General features: G+C 60.6%; 13 protein-coding genes. 6 read left to right on the forward strand and 7 right to left on the reverse strand.

Annotated features, from left to right (window positions below):
* Window positions 1–97 precede the first annotated feature (97 nt).
* Together FPT15_RS17040 and FPT15_RS17045 are read left to right on the forward strand one after the other, a co-directional pair.
* Window positions 98–619 carry a DUF6586 family protein gene (locus FPT15_RS17040; RefSeq protein ID WP_145163040.1) on the forward strand — a complete coding sequence of 174 codons (522 nt, stop codon included), beginning with the start codon at window positions 98–100 and terminating at the stop codon, window positions 617–619.
* Window positions 620–880: 261 nt separating this feature from the next.
* Complete coding sequence (locus FPT15_RS17045; protein WP_053255041.1) at window positions 881–1,114, forward strand: hypothetical protein; 234 nt, start codon at window positions 881–883, stop codon at window positions 1,112–1,114.
* A 354-nt stretch (window positions 1,115–1,468) separates the two neighbouring features.
* Here FPT15_RS17045 and sulA read toward each other — a convergent pair whose 3' ends face one another.
* A complete protein-coding gene (sulA, locus tag FPT15_RS17050) occupies window positions 1,469–1,942 on the reverse strand; it encodes an SOS-induced cell division inhibitor SulA (protein ID WP_106576933.1) in 474 nt (157 codons plus the stop codon).
* A 10-nt stretch (window positions 1,943–1,952) separates the two neighbouring features.
* Window positions 1,953–2,561 carry a transcriptional repressor LexA gene (gene lexA / locus FPT15_RS17055; RefSeq protein WP_017137423.1) on the reverse strand — a complete coding sequence of 203 codons (609 nt, stop codon included), beginning with the start codon at window positions 2,559–2,561 and terminating at the stop codon, window positions 1,953–1,955.
* Window positions 2,562–2,824: 263 nt separating this feature from the next.
* On the opposite strand from lexA, the gene FPT15_RS17060 reads away from it, so the two are divergent.
* Window positions 2,825–3,532, forward strand: coding sequence for a TetR/AcrR family transcriptional regulator (locus tag FPT15_RS17060; RefSeq protein WP_106576932.1), 708 nt, complete (start codon window positions 2,825–2,827; stop codon window positions 3,530–3,532).
* A 144-nt stretch (window positions 3,533–3,676) separates the two neighbouring features.
* Entirely contained in the window at window positions 3,677–4,687 is a 1,011-nt protein-coding gene (gene nagZ / locus FPT15_RS17065) for a beta-N-acetylhexosaminidase (protein WP_145163042.1), read from the forward strand.
* Window positions 4,688–4,788: 101 nt separating this feature from the next.
* On the opposite strand, the gene FPT15_RS17070 is transcribed toward nagZ, so the two are convergent.
* Genes FPT15_RS17070 through mfd form a run of 3 tightly spaced genes read right to left on the reverse strand, consistent with a single transcriptional unit; the run spans window position 4,789 to window position 11,519 of the window.
* The gene (locus tag FPT15_RS17070; protein ID WP_145163044.1) at window positions 4,789–7,479 is read right to left on the reverse strand and encodes a DEAD/DEAH box helicase; all 2,691 of its coding nucleotides are present in this window, start codon (window positions 7,477–7,479) and stop codon (window positions 4,789–4,791) included.
* A gap of 9 nt (window positions 7,480–7,488) precedes the next feature.
* Window positions 7,489–8,058 (reverse strand): CsiV family protein, encoded by a 570-nt coding sequence (locus FPT15_RS17075; protein WP_124416717.1) that lies wholly within the window; start codon window positions 8,056–8,058, stop codon window positions 7,489–7,491.
* Between the two features lie 11 nt (window positions 8,059–8,069).
* Window positions 8,070–11,519 carry a transcription-repair coupling factor gene (gene mfd / locus FPT15_RS17080; protein ID WP_145163046.1) on the reverse strand — a complete coding sequence of 1,150 codons (3,450 nt, stop codon included), beginning with the start codon at window positions 11,517–11,519 and terminating at the stop codon, window positions 8,070–8,072.
* A gap of 340 nt (window positions 11,520–11,859) precedes the next feature.
* On the opposite strand from mfd, the gene FPT15_RS17085 reads away from it, so the two are divergent.
* Window positions 11,860–13,323 (forward strand): glyceraldehyde-3-phosphate dehydrogenase, encoded by a 1,464-nt coding sequence (locus tag FPT15_RS17085; protein WP_023659083.1) that lies wholly within the window; start codon window positions 11,860–11,862, stop codon window positions 13,321–13,323.
* Window positions 13,324–13,488: 165 nt separating this feature from the next.
* On the opposite strand, the gene FPT15_RS17090 is transcribed toward FPT15_RS17085, so the two are convergent.
* The gene (locus FPT15_RS17090) at window positions 13,489–14,787 is read right to left on the reverse strand and encodes an MFS transporter (protein ID WP_145163047.1); all 1,299 of its coding nucleotides are present in this window, start codon (window positions 14,785–14,787) and stop codon (window positions 13,489–13,491) included.
* Window positions 14,788–15,060: 273 nt separating this feature from the next.
* Window positions 15,061–15,603 (reverse strand): chalcone isomerase family protein, encoded by a 543-nt coding sequence (locus FPT15_RS17095; protein ID WP_145163048.1) that lies wholly within the window; start codon window positions 15,601–15,603, stop codon window positions 15,061–15,063.
* A gap of 235 nt (window positions 15,604–15,838) precedes the next feature.
* Between FPT15_RS17095 and sthA the strand changes: the two genes are divergently transcribed.
* Window positions 15,839–17,233, forward strand: a complete 1,395-nt coding sequence (gene sthA, locus FPT15_RS17100) for a Si-specific NAD(P)(+) transhydrogenase (protein ID WP_005786183.1) — start codon at window positions 15,839–15,841, stop codon at window positions 17,231–17,233.
* Window positions 17,234–17,268: the final 35 nt, after the last annotated feature.

Consider the following 17,268-nt stretch of genomic DNA (forward strand, 5'->3'; position numbering starts at 1 on the left):
TGCATAGGCGGCCTTTTTTTGCGCTTGCAGGAGTCTCGGCTGATCCGTGACACTGTTGAGCCAGCATCCGGCTTATTTCGTTGTGGAGACTGCCGTTATGGCCAACGAACTCTATACCCGTACCAATCAGAAAATTTACTTCGCGGGTTTGTCCCTGGAAGCCCTTGGTCGTGCCGAGGAAGGGAAGGAGATGAATGCCATCGCGCTGGTCCAAGCGGGGCGTGAGGCTGCATTGTTCCATCTCTACGGCGCCCTGTTGGGGCTGTGCCATGAAATCGCCGGGTTCTACCGTTTGCCCCAGGCCGGTTCGCCGCGTGCAGAACTGATCATGAACCGCGAAGTGCTGGAAAGCATGGCCATTCCTGAGCTGGCCGAGCTGGTGGAAATGGCCCAAAGCCCCGACAGCTGGGTCGCCCGCTTGCTCAAGGCGCATGCCGACATGTTCCAGCCGCCACGCGTGCCGCATGTGCCCAAGGGTGATGTGACACAGCCGCTGATCGTCGCTGTTGCGGTGGAGGAGGATGAGCCCAAGCCGTTGAGCCGCGAAGAGCTGGAGAGCTGGCGCCAAGAGCTGAAGAAGATGGCGTTGCGGTTTCGCGAAGGCTTGAACGAGTGCTAAGAAGCCGTCAATGACTTATGCGATCAAAAATGTGGGAGCGGGCTTGCTCGCGAAAGCGGTCTATCAGCCGGCCTATGCATCAACTGACAGATTGCTTTCGCGAGCAAGCCCGCTCCCACAGTTGAACCAAGTTGCACGGAAAGTCCAGCACGAGGCTCAATGAGCACCATTCATCAAGCCGTAGAGAAACCTGTTCAGATCCTCTGCGAGGCTGGGTGGATGACTGATATAATCCCGGCCTTTCGTGGAGAACAGACTTTTATGCCAACGTCCTTTCTGGAAATTGTTGAATTGCCTGACGGCCGAATCGAGCTGCGTCGGGCTGAGGACGAGGGTTCTCTGGTTATCTTGGATTTTTCCGAAGACGCAAAAGCATTCCTGCAAGGCCAGCACGTGGAAGTGGCGAAAGCCATGTTGAGCGTCGGTGTGCAGATGGCGGGTCGCCTGGCAGAAGGCGAACCGGAGAAGGACGACGGGCCGCGGGTTCTGCACTGAGTTTTGCAGTTAAGTGCACTTTTCGTTGTAGGCGGGCTTGTTGTAGTGAGCAGGCCTATGCAGCAAGCAGGCCTCTGAGGTGAGTGGGTTCGCTGTTGTGGGCGGGCTTGCTGTGGTAAGCGGGCTTGTCGTGGCGAGCGGGCTTGCCCCGCGTTGGGGCGCGAAGCGGCCCTGATGGATTAACGCGGTATATCAGGTATTCCACGGTGCTTGGTTTTGGGGCTGCTTCGCAGCCCAACGCGGGGCAAGCCCGCTCGCCACAACAAGCCCGCTCGCTACATCAGTCCGTTTTGCCACAGAAGCAAGCTCTGCACAGATACCTGTCTGTCACCTACGCAATCAGCCAGCTCCCTGTTACCCCAATCGAATATTCAAGCTCTGCGCATCGCCCGTCCGTGCGGCGCTGATCAGTTGTTGCTTGGCCGCAGTGTTCAACGGGTTCAACCAACTCACCACCGTATGGCTACGGCCCAGACGCAAGGCTTCGCAGGTCAACTGTTGAGCGCTTTGCGCGCCGCGCGGTTGCAGCAGCAGGATACGCTCACGGTTGAGGCCGGCGTCTCGCAGCCAGGCCTGGGTCAGGCTGGCAGGTGGAGCGATCAGCGTCAGCCAGCGTGCGTCCTGCTCCTCGCTCAGTTCACGAAGGATCGGTGCCAGCAGGCTCAGGCAGCTTCCAGCTGCACCGCGCAACGACAATTCACTGAACGCCTCAGGTTCGGAGCCCCACGGGGCCTCGACCGTTTCCTTGAGGATAGGCGCAAGGGGTTGAGCCATGAAGGCCTCGAACAGCGACAGTTGTGTGTGTTGTGGGGTGTGCACGAGCTGCATGGTGCCTCCTTTAGCGGCGAATGACGCCGACGCTCAAGCCTTCGATCACCAGGTCCTGATCTTTCAGGTTCACTTCAATCGGGGCGAACTCAGGGTTTTCGGCCATCAGCCAGACCTTGCTGCCTTCGCGCTTGAAGCGTTTGACGGTGACTTCATCGCCGATACGCGCAACGACGATCTGGCCATTACGGGCTTCACGGGTGGTGTGGACGGCCAGCAGATCGCCGTCGAAAATGCCCACGTCCTTCATACTCATGCCGTGTACACGCAACAGGTAGTCGGCGCGCGGATGGAAGAAGGTCGGGTTGATGTTGCAGGATTCCTCGACGTGCTGTTGCGCCAGAATCGGCGCACCGGCGGCGACGCGGCCAATGATCGGCAGGGTCGATTCGTCGGCCTTGGCTTCAAAGCCAGGGATGCGAATACCGCGAGAAGCTCCTGGGGTCATCTCGATCGCGCCTTTGCGAGCGAGGGCCTTGAGGTGTTCTTCAGCGGCGTTTGGGGACTTGAACCCCAGCTCCAGCGCAATTTCTGCTCGTGTCGGCGGGTAGCCGTTGTCATCGAGGCAGCGCTTGATAAAAGCCAGAATCTCAGCTTGGCGTGGCGTCAGTTTTAGCATGTTGATCGCTCTGTCTTTTTATACAGTGACTGGGATTATATACAGTGAACTGCGCTTGGCAATCATCCTTTTTGAGCACACCGCTGGACGGTCATTCGTCACCCGTCCTACAAGGCAGAAACAGCGCTGCCTACAGACCAGGAAGGATGTGATTAAATAGCGGTTAAATAGATGACTGCCCGGCCGGAAAACGGACTCGCAGGCTTGACAAGACACACCCTGAAACGTATGTTTCAAACAAGTGTTTGTCAGGCGGAGTAGCCATGGCCCAGTCGGAAACCGTTGAACGCATTCTCGATGCTGCCGAGCAATTGTTCGCGGAAAAAGGATTTGCTGAAACTTCATTGCGGCTGATCACCAGCAAGGCTGGGGTTAACCTTGCCGCAGTGAATTACCATTTCGGCTCAAAGAAAGCCCTGATCCAGGCGGTGTTTTCGCGCTTTCTGGGGCCGTTCTGCGCCAGCCTCGACCGTGAGCTGGAGCGCCGCCAGACCAAGCCTGATAACAAGCCGAGCCTGGAAGACCTGCTGGAAATTCTGGTTGAGCAAGCGCTGGTGGTTCAACCACGCAGCGGCAATGACCTGTCGATCTTCATGCGTTTGCTCGGCCTGGCGTTCAGCCAGAGCCAGGGCCACTTGCGGCGTTATTTGGAAGACATGTACGGCAAGGTGTTCCGTCGCTACATGTTGCTGGTCAACGAAGCCGCGCCGCGTATTCCGCCGATCGAACTGTTCTGGCGCGTGCACTTCATGCTCGGTGCTGCCGCGTTCAGCATGTCCGGGATCAAAGCCTTGCGCGCAATTGCCGAGACCGATTTCGGTGTGAACACCTCCATCGAACAAGTGATGCGCCTGATGGTGCCGTTCCTTGCCGCCGGCATGCGCGCCGAAACCGGTGTGACCGACCAGGCCATGGCGGCCGCGCAGTTGCGCCCACGCAGCAAATCCACGCCGGCCGTGGCCAAGGCGTGATTGCCCCGGGTGTGCGCGGCCGCTTGCATCCGCTAAGCTAGCCGCCATGCCGATTTCAGCTATTTACTCGCAACCCGTTGTGCTCACTGCGCTTATCGCGCCAGGTGAGGGCAACGGGTTGTGTGCGTTATTTAAGGAAGGTTTATGACTGCTGCCCTGCAAGGTTCTTTGATGGTTGATGTGGCCGGTACCTGGCTGACGGCCGAGGATCGTCACCTGTTGCGTCAGCCGGAAGTGGGCGGCCTGATCATTTTCGCGCGCAACATCGAGCACCCACGTCAGGTGCGCGAGTTGAGCGCGTCGATCCGTGCCGTGCGTCCCGACCTGCTGCTGGCCGTCGACCAGGAAGGCGGGCGCGTGCAGCGCCTGCGCCAGGGCTTTGTGCGTCTGCCGGCCATGCGCTTGTTGGCGGATAAGCCGAATGCCGAATACCTGGCCGAGCAGTGCGGCTGGATCATGGCCACAGAAGTGCTGGCGGTTGGCCTTGACCTGAGCTTCGCCCCGGTACTGGACCTGGATTACCAGCGCAGCGCCGTGGTCGGCACCCGCTCGTTTGAGGGCGACCCCGAGCGCGCCGCCGTGCTTGCCGGTGCCTTCATTCGCGGCATGAACAGCGCGGGCATGGCCGCCACCGGTAAACACTTCCCGGGCCACGGCTGGGCTGAGGCCGATTCCCACGTCGCCATTCCCAATGACGAGCGTAGCCTGGAACAGATTCGCGCAAATGACCTGGTGCCTTTCGCACGCCTGAGCAAGCAATTGGCCGCCGTCATGCCCGCACACGTCATCTATCCGCAGGTGGATGCCCAGCCGGCTGGTTTCTCGCGGCGCTGGCTGCAGGACATCCTGCGTGGCGAGTTGCAGTTTGATGGGGTGATTTTCAGTGATGACCTGTCCATGGCCGGGGCGCATGTGGTCGGTGATGCGGCCAGCCGGATCGAAGCGGCGCTGACCGCCGGTTGCGACATGGGCTTGGTGTGCAACGATCGTGCGGCCGCCGAGCTGGCGCTGACTGCGGCGCAGCGCATGAAGGTTACGCCTTCGGCGCGGATTGCGCGGATGCGTGGGCAGGCGATTGCTTCGACGGACTATAAGCAGGACCCGCGTTGGCTGGCGGCGCTTACCGCGTTGCGGGATGCTCAGTTGATCGGCTGAAAACCGTGGTGCGCCCATCGCAGGCAAGCCAGCTCCTACACTTGAATGTATTCACACATCAAAATGTGGGAGCGGGCTTGCCCGCGATAGCAATCTGAAGGTCAGCGCTTCTCTTGCTTATTGGGCAACGGCGCAAACAACGCCTCGATATCCTCGTTGCCCAGCTGCCAATCTCCCGTCGTACGCCCATCCAGTACGCCCGCCGCCAGGTCGGACTTTTCCTTTTGCAGGTGTTGGATTTTCTCCTCCACCGTGCCCCGCGCAATCATTTTATAGACGAACACCGGCTTCTCCTGACCGATGCGATACGCGCGGTCAGTCGCCTGGTTCTCCGTGGCCGGGTTCCACCACGGGTCATAGTGGATCACCGTATCGGCTTCTGTCAGGTTCAAGCCCACACCGCCAGCCTTCAAGCTGATCAGAAAAATCTGCAACTTGCCGCTCTGGAAATCCTTCACCGGTGTGCGGCGGTCGCGGGTCTGGCCGGTCAGCAGTGCGTAGGCCACGCCGCGCTTTTTCAGCTCGACTTCGATCAGGCTCAGCATCGAAGTGAACTGCGAGAACAGCAAAATCCGGCGTCCTTCGGCAAACAGCTCTTCGAGCATTTCCATCAGGCTGTCGAGCTTGCCCGAGCTGCTGCCGCGCGCGGGCAGGGCGGCGTCGTTGACCAGGCGCAGGTCGCAGCACACCTGGCGCAACTTGAGCAGCGCTTCAAGAATAATGATCTGGCTACGCGCCACGCCCTTGCGGGTGATCTCGTCGCGCACCTTCTTGTCCATGGCCAGGCGCATGGTTTCGTACACATCACGCTGGGCTTCGTTGAGATCGACCCAGTGGATGATCTCGGTCTTGGGCGGCAACTCCGTGGCCACCTGTTCCTTGGTACGGCGCAGCAGGAAGGGTTTGATCCGACCGTTGAGGTGCTGCAGTCGTACATCACTGGCGCGCTTTTCAATGGGCACGCGGTAATCGCGGTTGAAGCTTTTTACGTCGCCCAGCCAGCCCGGCAGCAGGAAGTGGAACAGCGACCACAGCTCACCCAAGTGGTTTTCCAGCGGTGTACCACTCAGGCACAGGCGCTGGCGCGCATTGAGCTCGCGCGCGGCCTGAGCGGCCTTGCTGTTGGGGTTCTTGATGTACTGGGCTTCGTCGAGGATCAGCACGTGCAAGGGCAGGGCGGCGAGTTGCTCGATGTCTTTGGGCAGCAGCGCATAAGTCGTCAGCAGCAAGTCGTAGTCCTGCAGGTTGGCGAAGTGCTTTTTGCGTGTCGCGCCATACAGCGCCACTACCTTGAGTTGCGGCGTAAAGTGCGCGGCTTCGTCGAGCCAGTTCGGGATCAGGCTGGTAGGCATCACCACCATGCACGGCCGATCCAGGCGCCCGGCGATTTTTTCACTGAGGATATGTGCCAGGGTCTGTAGGGTTTTGCCCAGGCCCATGTCATCCGCAAGAATCCCGCCCACGTCGAGTTGGCGCAGCGACTGCATCCAGCTCAAGCCTTCGAGTTGATACGGGCGCAGTGTCGCGTTCAAGCCTTCGGGCGCCACGCAGGTGAAGTCCTTGATGTCACGCAGGCGCTGGGCGAAGTTGCGGATCTTCTCGCCGCCTTCCCATTGCAGCGGCAGGTCTTCCAGCGGGTTGAGACGAATCGCATCGGCCTTGGCCAGGCGCAAGGTGGTGGTGCCCGATTCCTGCAGGTAAAACTCGCCAAGGGTGGCCAGCACCGGTTTCAAGCGGCCGTAGGGCAGCGCCACTTGCAGCGGCCCGTGGCCGTTGGGCAGGCCGGGGATGTTCACCAGGATCAGCTCGTCATCGCGGCGCCGGGCGAGCTTTTCCGGGTTGAGAATCTCGGTGTGCGAGCGCATCAGGTTCAACAGAATCGGCAGCAGGCTCAGGCGCTCGCCGTTGACGATGATGCCCAACTCCAGGTCAAACCAGTCGCGTTCCGGGCCTTCATCGACGGTCGCGTACCAGTCATCGACGGCGCTCAAGTCGAAACCGAAATCCTCATCGATCTGCAACTCCCAGCCCTCGGCGCGCAAGGTCGGCGAGGCGTTGAGGGTGAAGTTCAGCCAGGCGCTGTCGTTGACCATCTCGAACAATTCGCCGGCGCTTTCCGGCAATGCCTTGCTCTGGCGCGTGGCGATCTTGAAGCCGAGCAGGCGCAGTTGCTCGCGGTACGGTTGCTCCAGCTCCGGATGGCGCTTGATGCGCAGGCTCTGGGTTTCCTGGCGCACGACGATGTCGGCATTTTTTTGCCCGCTGACATAGTTGCCCAGGTAGTTGAACGACAACGCCGCACGGTGCTGGATGTAACGCTGCATCTTGCCATTGCGCGGTTCAAACGCGCTGAACTCGACACTCGCCAGCCACAGGCGCGGCACCGGTCGCACATCCTCCATCACCACCTGCGGCAGCACCACGCGGTTATCCAGCACGGCCTGAAGTTTTTCCAGCAGCTCGGCATCTTGCGCAGCCGCCGGGTAAGCCAGGGTTTCCTGGACCTTGAGCAGCACCGCCGCGATGTGTTTGCAGTTGGTGTGCACCGGGCACGTGCAGCGGCTGTCCACCAGAATCAGCATGCCTTTGGCCGATTCGCGCAGCGAGATGGTCTGCCGGTAAACGTTACCGCCCGAGCCTTCGCAGCTGGCAACAATGGTGCTGTCGCCGGACTCGACGATACGCACGCGGTTTTCCAGGGCGTAGCGTCGCCCGCGCTCAAGGCTTTGCTCTTTAAAGCGATTGGCCCACGAAGGGGCCAGGGGTTTGGTCAGTGACGATGTCAGGGGCATGGCGCTGGATCAGTCCTGAGCGTCGGGCGGTGGTGCGCTGGGTGGTTTGGCGGTCAGCGAGGTGATCTTGATCAGCAGGGCCAAGTGGCCGCCGTCCAGGTAGTTGAGCTGGTTGTTCTTGGTGCGTACACCTTGCTGGCTCAGGTGTTCGCTGGCGATGACGCTGCCGTTGGCGTCGAACTGGTTGATCCAGAAGTCTGCGTCGATATCGGTAAAGCGCCCCAGTTGCAGGTTCAGCGTGCCTTCGATGGGAAACTGGCCAAACTGCTCCTGGCCATCGCTGATGGCCAGCTTCACCGGCTGCTCGCCCAGGTTCTGGTCCCAGGCCCGGTGCAGCAGCACCGTGTAACCGGTGTCGGCACTGAGCTTGTCGACGATGTTGCCCAGCCGCGGCGGGCTGATTTTGTCCGCCGGCAGCCGTGGTGCCCCGGCGTCCCAGTTTTCCGGCGCCGCGCGGCTATTGATCACCGGCTCGGCGTTCTGGCGCACCAGAATCATTTCCACCAGATAGGGGCTGTCGGCAAACGCCGAAGGAGCAACGACCACCAACAACAAGCTCAAAATGCGGAACAGGCGCATTGGGGCGTCCTTCAAGCAGATTTCGGGATGAGGCGCTCAAACAGCGCCTCTAATGTATTAAAGCGTTCTTCGGCACGTTCCATTGGCACCATGAACTTGAACAGCGTAGCCCCTTCGAACTTGTAGCGGTTGGGCTGGCCCTGAATCAGCTTGATCAGCACCAGTGGGTCCACCGGCGTTTGCGCTTCGAACTCGATACGCCCGCCTTGCGGCCCGGCGTCGACCTTCTTGATGCCCAATTGCTCGGCCTGCAATTTGAGCAGGGTCAGGCGCACCAGGTTTTTGGTCGGTTCCGGCAACAGGCCGAAGCGGTCGATCATCTCCACCTGCAGGTCCTTGAGACCTTCTTCGTCGGTGGCCGAGGCGATGCGCTTGTACAGAATCAGCCGCGCGTGCACATCCGGCAGGTAGTCTTCGGGAATCAATGCCGGCAAGCGCAGGTTAATTTCCGGGCCGCCACCCAAGGGTTGATCGAGGTTCGGTTGTTCGCCCTTGCGGATGGCTTTTACCGCGCGCTCAAGCATTTCCATATAGAGGGTGAAACCGACGGCCTGGATCTGCCCGCTCTGGCCGTCGCCGAGCAGCTCGCCGGCGCCACGGATTTCCAGGTCGTTGGTGGCCAGCACAAAACCGGCACCCAGGTCCTGGGTGTTGGCGATCGCCTCCAGGCGCTTTTCGGCGTCGGAGGTAATCTGCTGGCGCGGCGGCGTCAGCAAGTAGGCATAGGCTTGGTGGTGACTGCGCCCGACACGGCCGCGCAACTGGTGCAGCTGCGCCAGGCCGAACTTGTCGGCGCGCTCGATGATGATGGTGTTGGCGCTCGGCACGTCGATACCGGTCTCGATGATGGTCGAGGCGATCAGCACGTTGAAGCGCTTGTGGTAGAAGTCGCTCATCACCTGTTCGAGTTCGCGTTCGCGCATCTGCCCGTGGCCAATCGCGATGCGGGCTTCGGGCACCAGTTCGGCGAGGTCGGCGGCGCATTTCTCGATGGTCTTGACGTCATTGTGCAGGTAGTACACCTGGCCGCCGCGCAGCAGTTCACGCAACAGCGCTTCCTTGACCGTGCTTTTGTTCTGTTCCATCACGAAGGTGCGCACCGACAGGCGACGTGCCGGCGGCGTGGCGATGATCGACAGGTCACGCATGCCCGACACGGCCATGTTCAGCGTGCGCGGAATCGGCGTGGCGGTGAGGGTGAGGATGTCGACTTCGCTGCGCAGGTTCTTCAGTTGTTCTTTCTGGCGCACTCCGAAGCGGTGCTCTTCGTCGATGATCACCAAACCGAGGTTTTTGATCTTTACATCGTCCGACAGCAGCTTGTGGGTGCCGATCACGATGTCGATCTTGCCTTCGGCCAAGTCGGCGACGGCGGCATTCACTTCCTTGGCGGACTTGAAGCGGCTCATCACCTCCACGCTCACCGGCCAGTCGGCAAAGCGGTCGCGAAAGCTGTTGTAGTGTTGTTGGGCGAGCAGGGTGGTCGGCACCAGAATCGCCACCTGCTTGCCACCATGCACGGCAATAAAGGCGGCGCGCATGGCCACTTCGGTTTTGCCGAAGCCCACGTCGCCGCACACCAGGCGGTCCATCGGCTTGGGCGCGAGCATGTCGGCGCGCACGGCTTCGATGGTGGTTTGCTGGTCCGGGGTTTCTTCAAACGCAAAGCCGGCGCTGAAGGTGGCGTAGTCGGCTTTCGGGTCGGCAAACGCGTAGCCTTCGCGGGCTGCGCGGCGTGCATAAATGTGGAGCAGTTCGGCGGCGACGTCGCGCACCTGTTCGGCGGCTTTGCGCTTGGCTTTCTGCCAGGTCTCGGAGCCCAGGCGGTGCAACGGCGCCAGGGCGTCGTCGCTGCCGGTGTAGCGCGCGATCAGGTGCAGGCTGGCCACCGGCACGTAAAGCTTGGCGCCCTCGGCGTATTCCATGGTGAGGAATTCGGCGGCCTGGTTGTCGATCTCCAGGGTTTGCAGCCCGAGGTAGCGACCCACGCCGTGGTCGATATGCACCACCGGTGCGCCTTCGCGCAGCTCGGTCAGGTTCTTGATCACTGCGTCGTTGTTGATGTCGGCGCGTTTTTCACGGCGGCGGCGCTGCATCACGCGCTGGCCGAACAGCGGGCTCTCGGCGATCAGCGCCAAGGCTGGGTCATCCAGCAACAAACCTTCATCCAGCGGCGCGATGGTGATCGCCAGGCGGTCTTTGCTCTTAACAAAGTCCGGCCAGCTGTCGACGGTCTTCGGGCGCAGCTTCAGGCGTTCCAACAGTTCCAGCAGCACTTCGCGACGGCCGGCGGATTCGGCGGTAAACAGCACGCGGCCGGGGAAGTCGCCGAGGAAGTTGGATAACGCTTCCAGCGGCTGCGTGGCTTTGGCCTGGATCGCCAGGTCCGGCAGCATGCTCGCCGGGAAACGCTCGCGGCCGCTGCCGGCGTCCACGTCCTGTTGGCTGGCGACGACGCGCGGCCAGTTTTTCAAGCGGGCGAAGCAGTCTTCCACCGGCAGAAACAGCTCGGCTGGCGGCAATAAAGGCCGCGATGGATCGACGCGGCGCTCTTCATAGCGATTGCGCACATCGTTCCAGAAGTTTTCCGCCGCCTGCTCGATCCCCGGCAGCGAGAACACCTGAGTGTCCTGAGGCAGGTAGTCGAACAGGGTGGAGGTTTCGTCAAAGAACAGCGGCAGGTAGTACTCGATACCGGCCGGTGTAATCCCGCTGCTCAGGTCCTGAAAGATCGGGCAGCGGCGGAAGTCCACGTCGAAGCGTTCGCGAAAGCGGGCCTTGAAGCGTGTGACGGCGTCTTTTTGCAGCGGGAATTCCCGCGCCGGCAGCAGCTTGATCGACTCGACTTTATCAATCGAGCGCTGGTTCTCCGGGTCGAAGGTGCGCAGTGTCTCGATTTCGTCGTCGAACAGGTCGATGCGGTAAGGCAGCTTGCTGCCCATCGGGAACAGGTCGATCAGCGCGCCGCGCACGGCGAACTCGCCGTGTTCGTACACCGTGTCGACGCAGCGGTAGCCGCTGGCTTCCAGGCGCGTGCGCATCTGTTCCACGTCGAGCTTCTGGCCGATATCCAGCACCAGGCTGCTGCCCAGCAGAAACTTGGTCGGCGCCAGGCGATGCAGGGCCGTGGTGATCGGCACCACCAGCACGCCGTGGGCCAGTTCCGGCAAGCGGTACAGGCTGGCGATGCGCTGGGAAATGATGTCCTGGTGCGGCGAAAACAGGTCGTAAGGCAGGGTTTCCCAGTCGGGAAAGTGCAGCACCGGCAAATCGGGGGCGAAGAAGCTCAGCTCCTGCTCCAGCCGTTCGGCGCTTTGGCTGTCGGCGGTCAGCAGCAGGGTAAAGCGCTTGGCTGCGCTGGCAGCCTCGGCGATGGCCAGGCTCAGGGCGGCACCGGGCAGGTTGCCCCAGTGCTGTTTACCTGCCGCAGCAGGGAGAATCGGTAGACGCAGAACGGGCACGGAAGGTTGAGCTCCAAGCGTTGCGACAAAGTCGGTAATTGTAACGGCCCGAGGTGCCGCCTGTCAGTTGCTGACTGAGCCTATTACGGTTTGCAGGAAATGTAGTGGCTAAGACAAACAATGGTGGGTTTTGACTCAATATGTAGTGCCAAAAAGCGCGGATGTTTCGGAGGGTTACGGACAAGTTGGCGGTGCGGCGCCATTGGTGGCCTTCTGGAACCCGCGTATTTACTGGGCTGTAGCGGGGTGGTGTTTTTTTGCAAGCGCTTTTTGTTGTGGTTGGCGCATTGCTCAACGGCCGGTCGGACGACATAATGTAGCCCCTTTTTTCTGCCCCTACATGTGGAAGGTTCCCGTGACTCAGAAGCCCGACCAGTGTCTTGGTGAATGGATCGACCGTGAAGCACTCGCTGAAGCGATGATTCCGCTTATCGGTCAGCTGTACCGCAATAACAATGTGGTGAGCTCGATCTATGGCCGCAGCCTGATCAACCAATCAGTCATCGCGATTCTCAAGGCGCATCGCTTTGCTCGCCATCGTTCCGCCGACGACAGCGAACTCTCCGTCCACGAAACATTCCCTCTGCTTAAAGCCATGAGCGAGCTCAAGCTCGGCGCGGCCTCGGTAGACCTGGGCAAGTTGGCTTACAAATTCCGCAAAGAAGGCGCTGGTCGCACCGCCGAGCAGTTCGTGCGTGAAGAAATGGCCGATGTGGTTGGCCAGCAAAACGCCGCTGCCCGCAAAGGCACCGACGTTGTGCTGTACGGCTTTGGCCGTATCGGCCGCCTGCTGGCGCGCATCCTGATCGAAAAAACCGGTGGCGGCGACGGCCTGCGCCTGCGCGCTATCGTTGTGCGCAAAGGCGCCGAGAACGACCTGACCAAACGCGCCAGCCTGCTGCGCCGCGACTCGGTACACGGTCCGTTCAACGGCACCATCGTCATCGACGAAGAAAACAACACCATCACCGCCAACGGTAACCTGATCCAGGTGATCTACGCGAAGAACCCGTCTGAGGTGGATTACACCCAGTACGGCATCAAGGACGCCCTGCTGGTAGACAACACCGGCGTATGGCGTGATGCCGAGGGCCTGGGCCAACACCTGGCCTGCCCGGGTATCGACCGCGTTGTGCTGACGGCGCCTGGCAAAGGCAAGCTGAAGAACATCGTTCACGGTATCAACCACGGCGAAATCACCGCTGACGACAAGATCGTGTCGGCCGCTTCCTGCACCACCAACGCCATCGTGCCGGTGCTGAAGGCTGTGAATGACAAGTTCGGCATCGTTAACGGTCACGTTGAAACCGTTCACTCGTACACCAACGACCAGAACCTGATCGACAACTTCCACAAAGGCGATCGCCGTGGCCGTAGCGCCGCGTTGAACATGGTCATCACCGAGACCGGTGCTGCCACCGCTGCTGCCAAGGCCCTGCCTGAGCTGGCCGGCAAGCTGACCGGTAACGCGATCCGCGTGCCGACGCCGAACGTGTCGATGGCCATTCTCAACCTGAACCTTGAGAAAGCCGCTACCCGTGAAGAAATGAACGAGTACCTGCGCTACATGGCGCTGCACTCGGACCTGCATAAGCAGATCGACTTCGTTAATTCGCAGGAAGTGGTGTCGACCGACTTCGTGGGCTCGCGCCACGCCGGTGTGGTGGATGCCGAGGCGACCATCACCCAGGACAACCGCGTTGTGCTGTACGTCTGGTACGACAACGAGTTCGGTTACAGCTGCCAAGTGGTTCGCGTGATGGAAGACATGGCTGGGGTTAACCCGCCTGCGTTCCCGCGCTAAGCATTAGCGGTCAATGAAAAAGCCCCGACTGGTTCGGGGCTTTTTTTATGGCTGCTGTTTTTGTGGTGAATGTTCGGGCCTCATCGCGGGCAAGCCCGGCTCCCACAGTGTTGACGTGTGAATACAGTCAAAGGTGGGAGCTGGCTTGCCTGCGATAGCGGTCTATCAGGCGCCGCCAACCACCGAGGCCTGCGCAGTGCGCAGTTCATGCCGATTGCCCTTGAACAGTATCAATGTAGCGATCAAGCCGAGTATCGCCGCACCACTGAGCCAGATCCCAGGCGCGGCCTTGTTGTCCAGCACATGGATCAGGTAGGTGCACGCCGCTGGCGTAAACCCACCAAAGGTCGCCGTCGCCAGGCTGTAGGCCAGGGAAAACCCGGTAGTGCGCACTTCCACCGGCATGATCTCGGTAAGCGCCACCACCATCGCCCCGTTGTACGAGCCATACAGGAACGACAACCACAGCAGCACGATCAGCAGATGGCTGAAGCTCGGATTGGCCACCAGCCACGACAACGCCGGATACGCGGTAAGAATCGCCAGAATCGTCGCGCCCAGCAGCAGGGGTTTGCGTCCGATCTTGTCGGACACCGCGCCCATCACCGGCAGCCAGATGAAATTTGATATGCCCACGCACACCGTCACCAGCAACGCGTCGAAGTCCGACAGGTGCAGCTCGGCCTTGCCGAAAGTTGGGGTGTAGGCGGTGATCAGGTAGAACGACACGGTGGTCATCACCACCAGCGCCATGCCGGCGATGACGATGCCGAAGTTCTGGCCGATCGAGCGCACGATTTCCTGCAGGGTAGGGCGGTGCTTACGCGCCTGGAACTCAGGGGTTTCTTCCAGCGAGCGGCGAATCACGAAGATCACCGGCACGATCAGGCAGCCGATCAGGAATGGCACGCGCCAGCCCCAGTCACCCATCTCTTGCGGACTGAGCCAGTGGTTCAGGCCCACGCCGAGCAACCCGGCGAACACCACCGCGGCTTGCTGGCTGGCGGATTGCCAACTGACGAAGAAGCCTTTGCGCCCGGGTGTGGCGATTTCCGCCAGGTACACCGACACACCGCCCAGCTCGACGCCGGCGGAGAAACCTTGCAGCAAGCGACCAAACAGCACCAGCAACGGCGCCGCCACGCCCAGGGTGGCATAGCCTGGGACGCAAGCGATGAGGACGGTGCCGGCGGCCATCATGGCCAGGGTGATGACCAGGCCTTTCTTACGGCCGTGGCGGTCGATGTAGGCGCCGAGGAAGATCGCGCCCAAAGGCCGCATCAGGAAGCCGGCGCCGAAGGTCGCCAGGGACAGCATCAGCGAGGCGAAGGCGCTGTCGGTGGGAAAGAAGGTTTTGGCAATGGCCGTGGCGTAGAAGCCGTAGACCATGAAGTCGAACATCTCGAGGAAGTTGCCGCTGACAACGCGAAAAATCGCCCTGCCTTTGCCCGTGGTAGTGGACATGTCATGCACTCATTTTGGCTATCTTATTAGTGATCCCTGGTCATCACTCGTCCTTGCTGCGCTTTTGTAACCATATGTGTATTAGCCACTACCGGCAATAGAAAGCGATAGCAAGCTGACTAAATGCGCAGGTGTCTTGGCGGGTAAAAACCACTGTGGGAGCTGGCTTGCCTGCGATAGCGGTGTGTCAGTCAGCAAAGGACGGGCTGATCCAACGCTATCGCAGGCAAGCCTGCTCCCACATGGGTTCTTTGGTGTTTTTGCGAGCGCTGATTAATTCAGCAGAGATTTACGCAGGCTATCCGACAAGCCCTTCGGCGCCAGCCAAATGCCGAGATAGGCTTTCGCCAATTCCTCATCGCGGCTGCTGAACACCACCTTGTCGTTGATCTCCAGATTCAACCCACGGCCAGGTCGAACGTCGAGGGCATACCGATCGCCACTGCGGATATCGCGGAAACTCGCGTGCAGCCGATCCAGTTCGGGCTTCAAGCGGGCTAGGGTGGCGCTGCTGTGCTGGCGCTCCAGGGTCGTGGTGGCCGCCTTGATCACGTCGTTACGGTCGATGTCGCGAAAGTAATACAGCGCCAGGCGCAGATTCTTTTGCTGATCCCAGGCGGCTCTCGCACTGGTATCGGCGGGGGCATACACCGCTGCCGCATACACATCCGCCCAGAGATACACCAGCACCGCCTGGTTTTTCAGGACCAGGTCATGAGATTGCGCAGCAAAACCGGCCTGCTTCAGGCGCTCCGCCTCACTGGCCTGCACTGCCACGCAGAAAATCAGCAATAAACAGAAAACGACATGCCGCATAATGGCTCTTCCTGCAAACGGTGCGTGTCAGCAGTCTAATTGCAATTTGCGGGTTCTGTAGTTAAGGCAAGACTGGCCTACGACGCGACCAAGGGTTAATGTTCGCGGCGTTGAGCCTTCTATAGACTGTGCCCCGGCTCACACACTTGAGCCAAATTGTCCTTCATGCCCGCTGGCCGCGGCATGATTTAGCCAGGCGTCCAACCGTACGCCTGGCCTGTTCTGAGGAGTACGCATGGCTGTCTACAACTACGACGTGGTGGTACTGGGTTCCGGCCCGGCTGGAGAAGGTGCGGCGATGAACGCCGCCAAAGCTGGGCGCAAGGTGGCGATGGTCGATAGCCGTCGCCAGGTCGGCGGTAACTGCACCCACCTGGGTACCATCCCGTCCAAGGCCTTGCGTCACTCGGTGCGCCAGATCATGCAGTTCAACACCAACCCGATGTTCCGGGCCATTGGTGAGCCGCGCTGGTTCTCGTTCCCGGACGTATTGAAAAGCGCCGAAAAAGTCATCTCCAAGCAAGTCGCGTCGCGCACCGGCTACTACGCCCGTAACCGCGTCGACCTGTTCTTCGGCACTGGCAGTTTTGCCGACGAGCAAACCGTCGAAGTGGTCTGCGCCAACGGCGTGGTCGAGAAGCTGGTGGCCAAGCACATCATCATCGCCACCGGTTCGCGCCCGTATCGCCCGGCCGATATCGATTTCCACCACCCGCGTATCTACGATAGCGACACCATCCTGAGCCTGGGCCACACCCCGCGCAAATTGATCATCTACGGCGCCGGCGTGATCGGCTGTGAATACGCCTCGATCTTCAGCGGCCTGGGTGTATTGGTGGAGCTGGTGGATAACCGCGACCAGTTGCTGAGCTTCCTCGACTCGGAAATTTCCCAGGCGTTGAGCTACCACTTCAGCAACAACAACATCACCGTGCGCCACAACGAAGAGTACGAGCGGGTCGAAGGCCTGGACAACGGTGTGATCCTGCACCTCAAGTCCGGCAAGAAGATCAAGGCCGACGCCTTGCTGTGGTGCAACGGCCGTACCGGCAACACCGACAAACTGGGCATGGAAAACATCGGCGTGAAGGTCAACAGCCGTGGCCAGATCGAAGTCGACGAGAACTACCGCACCTGCGTGACCAATATCTATGGCGCCGGTGACGTGATCGGCTGGCCAAGCCTGGCCAGTGCCGCGCATGACCAGGGCCGTTCAGCGGCCGGCAGCATTGTTGACAACGGCAGCTGGCGCTATGTGAACGACGTGCCGACCGGTATCTACACGATTCCGGAGATCAGCTCGATCGGCAAGAACGAGCACGAACTGACCAAGGCCAAGGTGCCTTACGAAGTCGGCAAGGCGTTCTTCAAGAGCATGGCGCGTGCGCAGATCGCCGGTGAGCCGCAAGGCATGCTCAAGATCCTGTTCCACCGCGAGACCCTGGAAGTCCTCGGCGTGCATTGCTTCGGCTACCAGGCCTCGGAGATCGTGCACATCGGCCAGGCGATCATGAACCAGCCGGGTGAGCAAAATACCCTCAAGTATTTTGTGAACACCACGTTCAACTACCCGACCATGGCCGAAGCCTATCGGGTAGCAGCCTACGACGGCCTCAACCGGCTTTTTTGAGCGGCTCCGGCCGGTGGCCTGAGCCGGCCGGGGAG

It is taken from the genome of Pseudomonas sp. RGB, from assembly GCF_007713445.1.
Lineage (GTDB): Bacteria > Pseudomonadota > Gammaproteobacteria > Pseudomonadales > Pseudomonadaceae > Aquipseudomonas.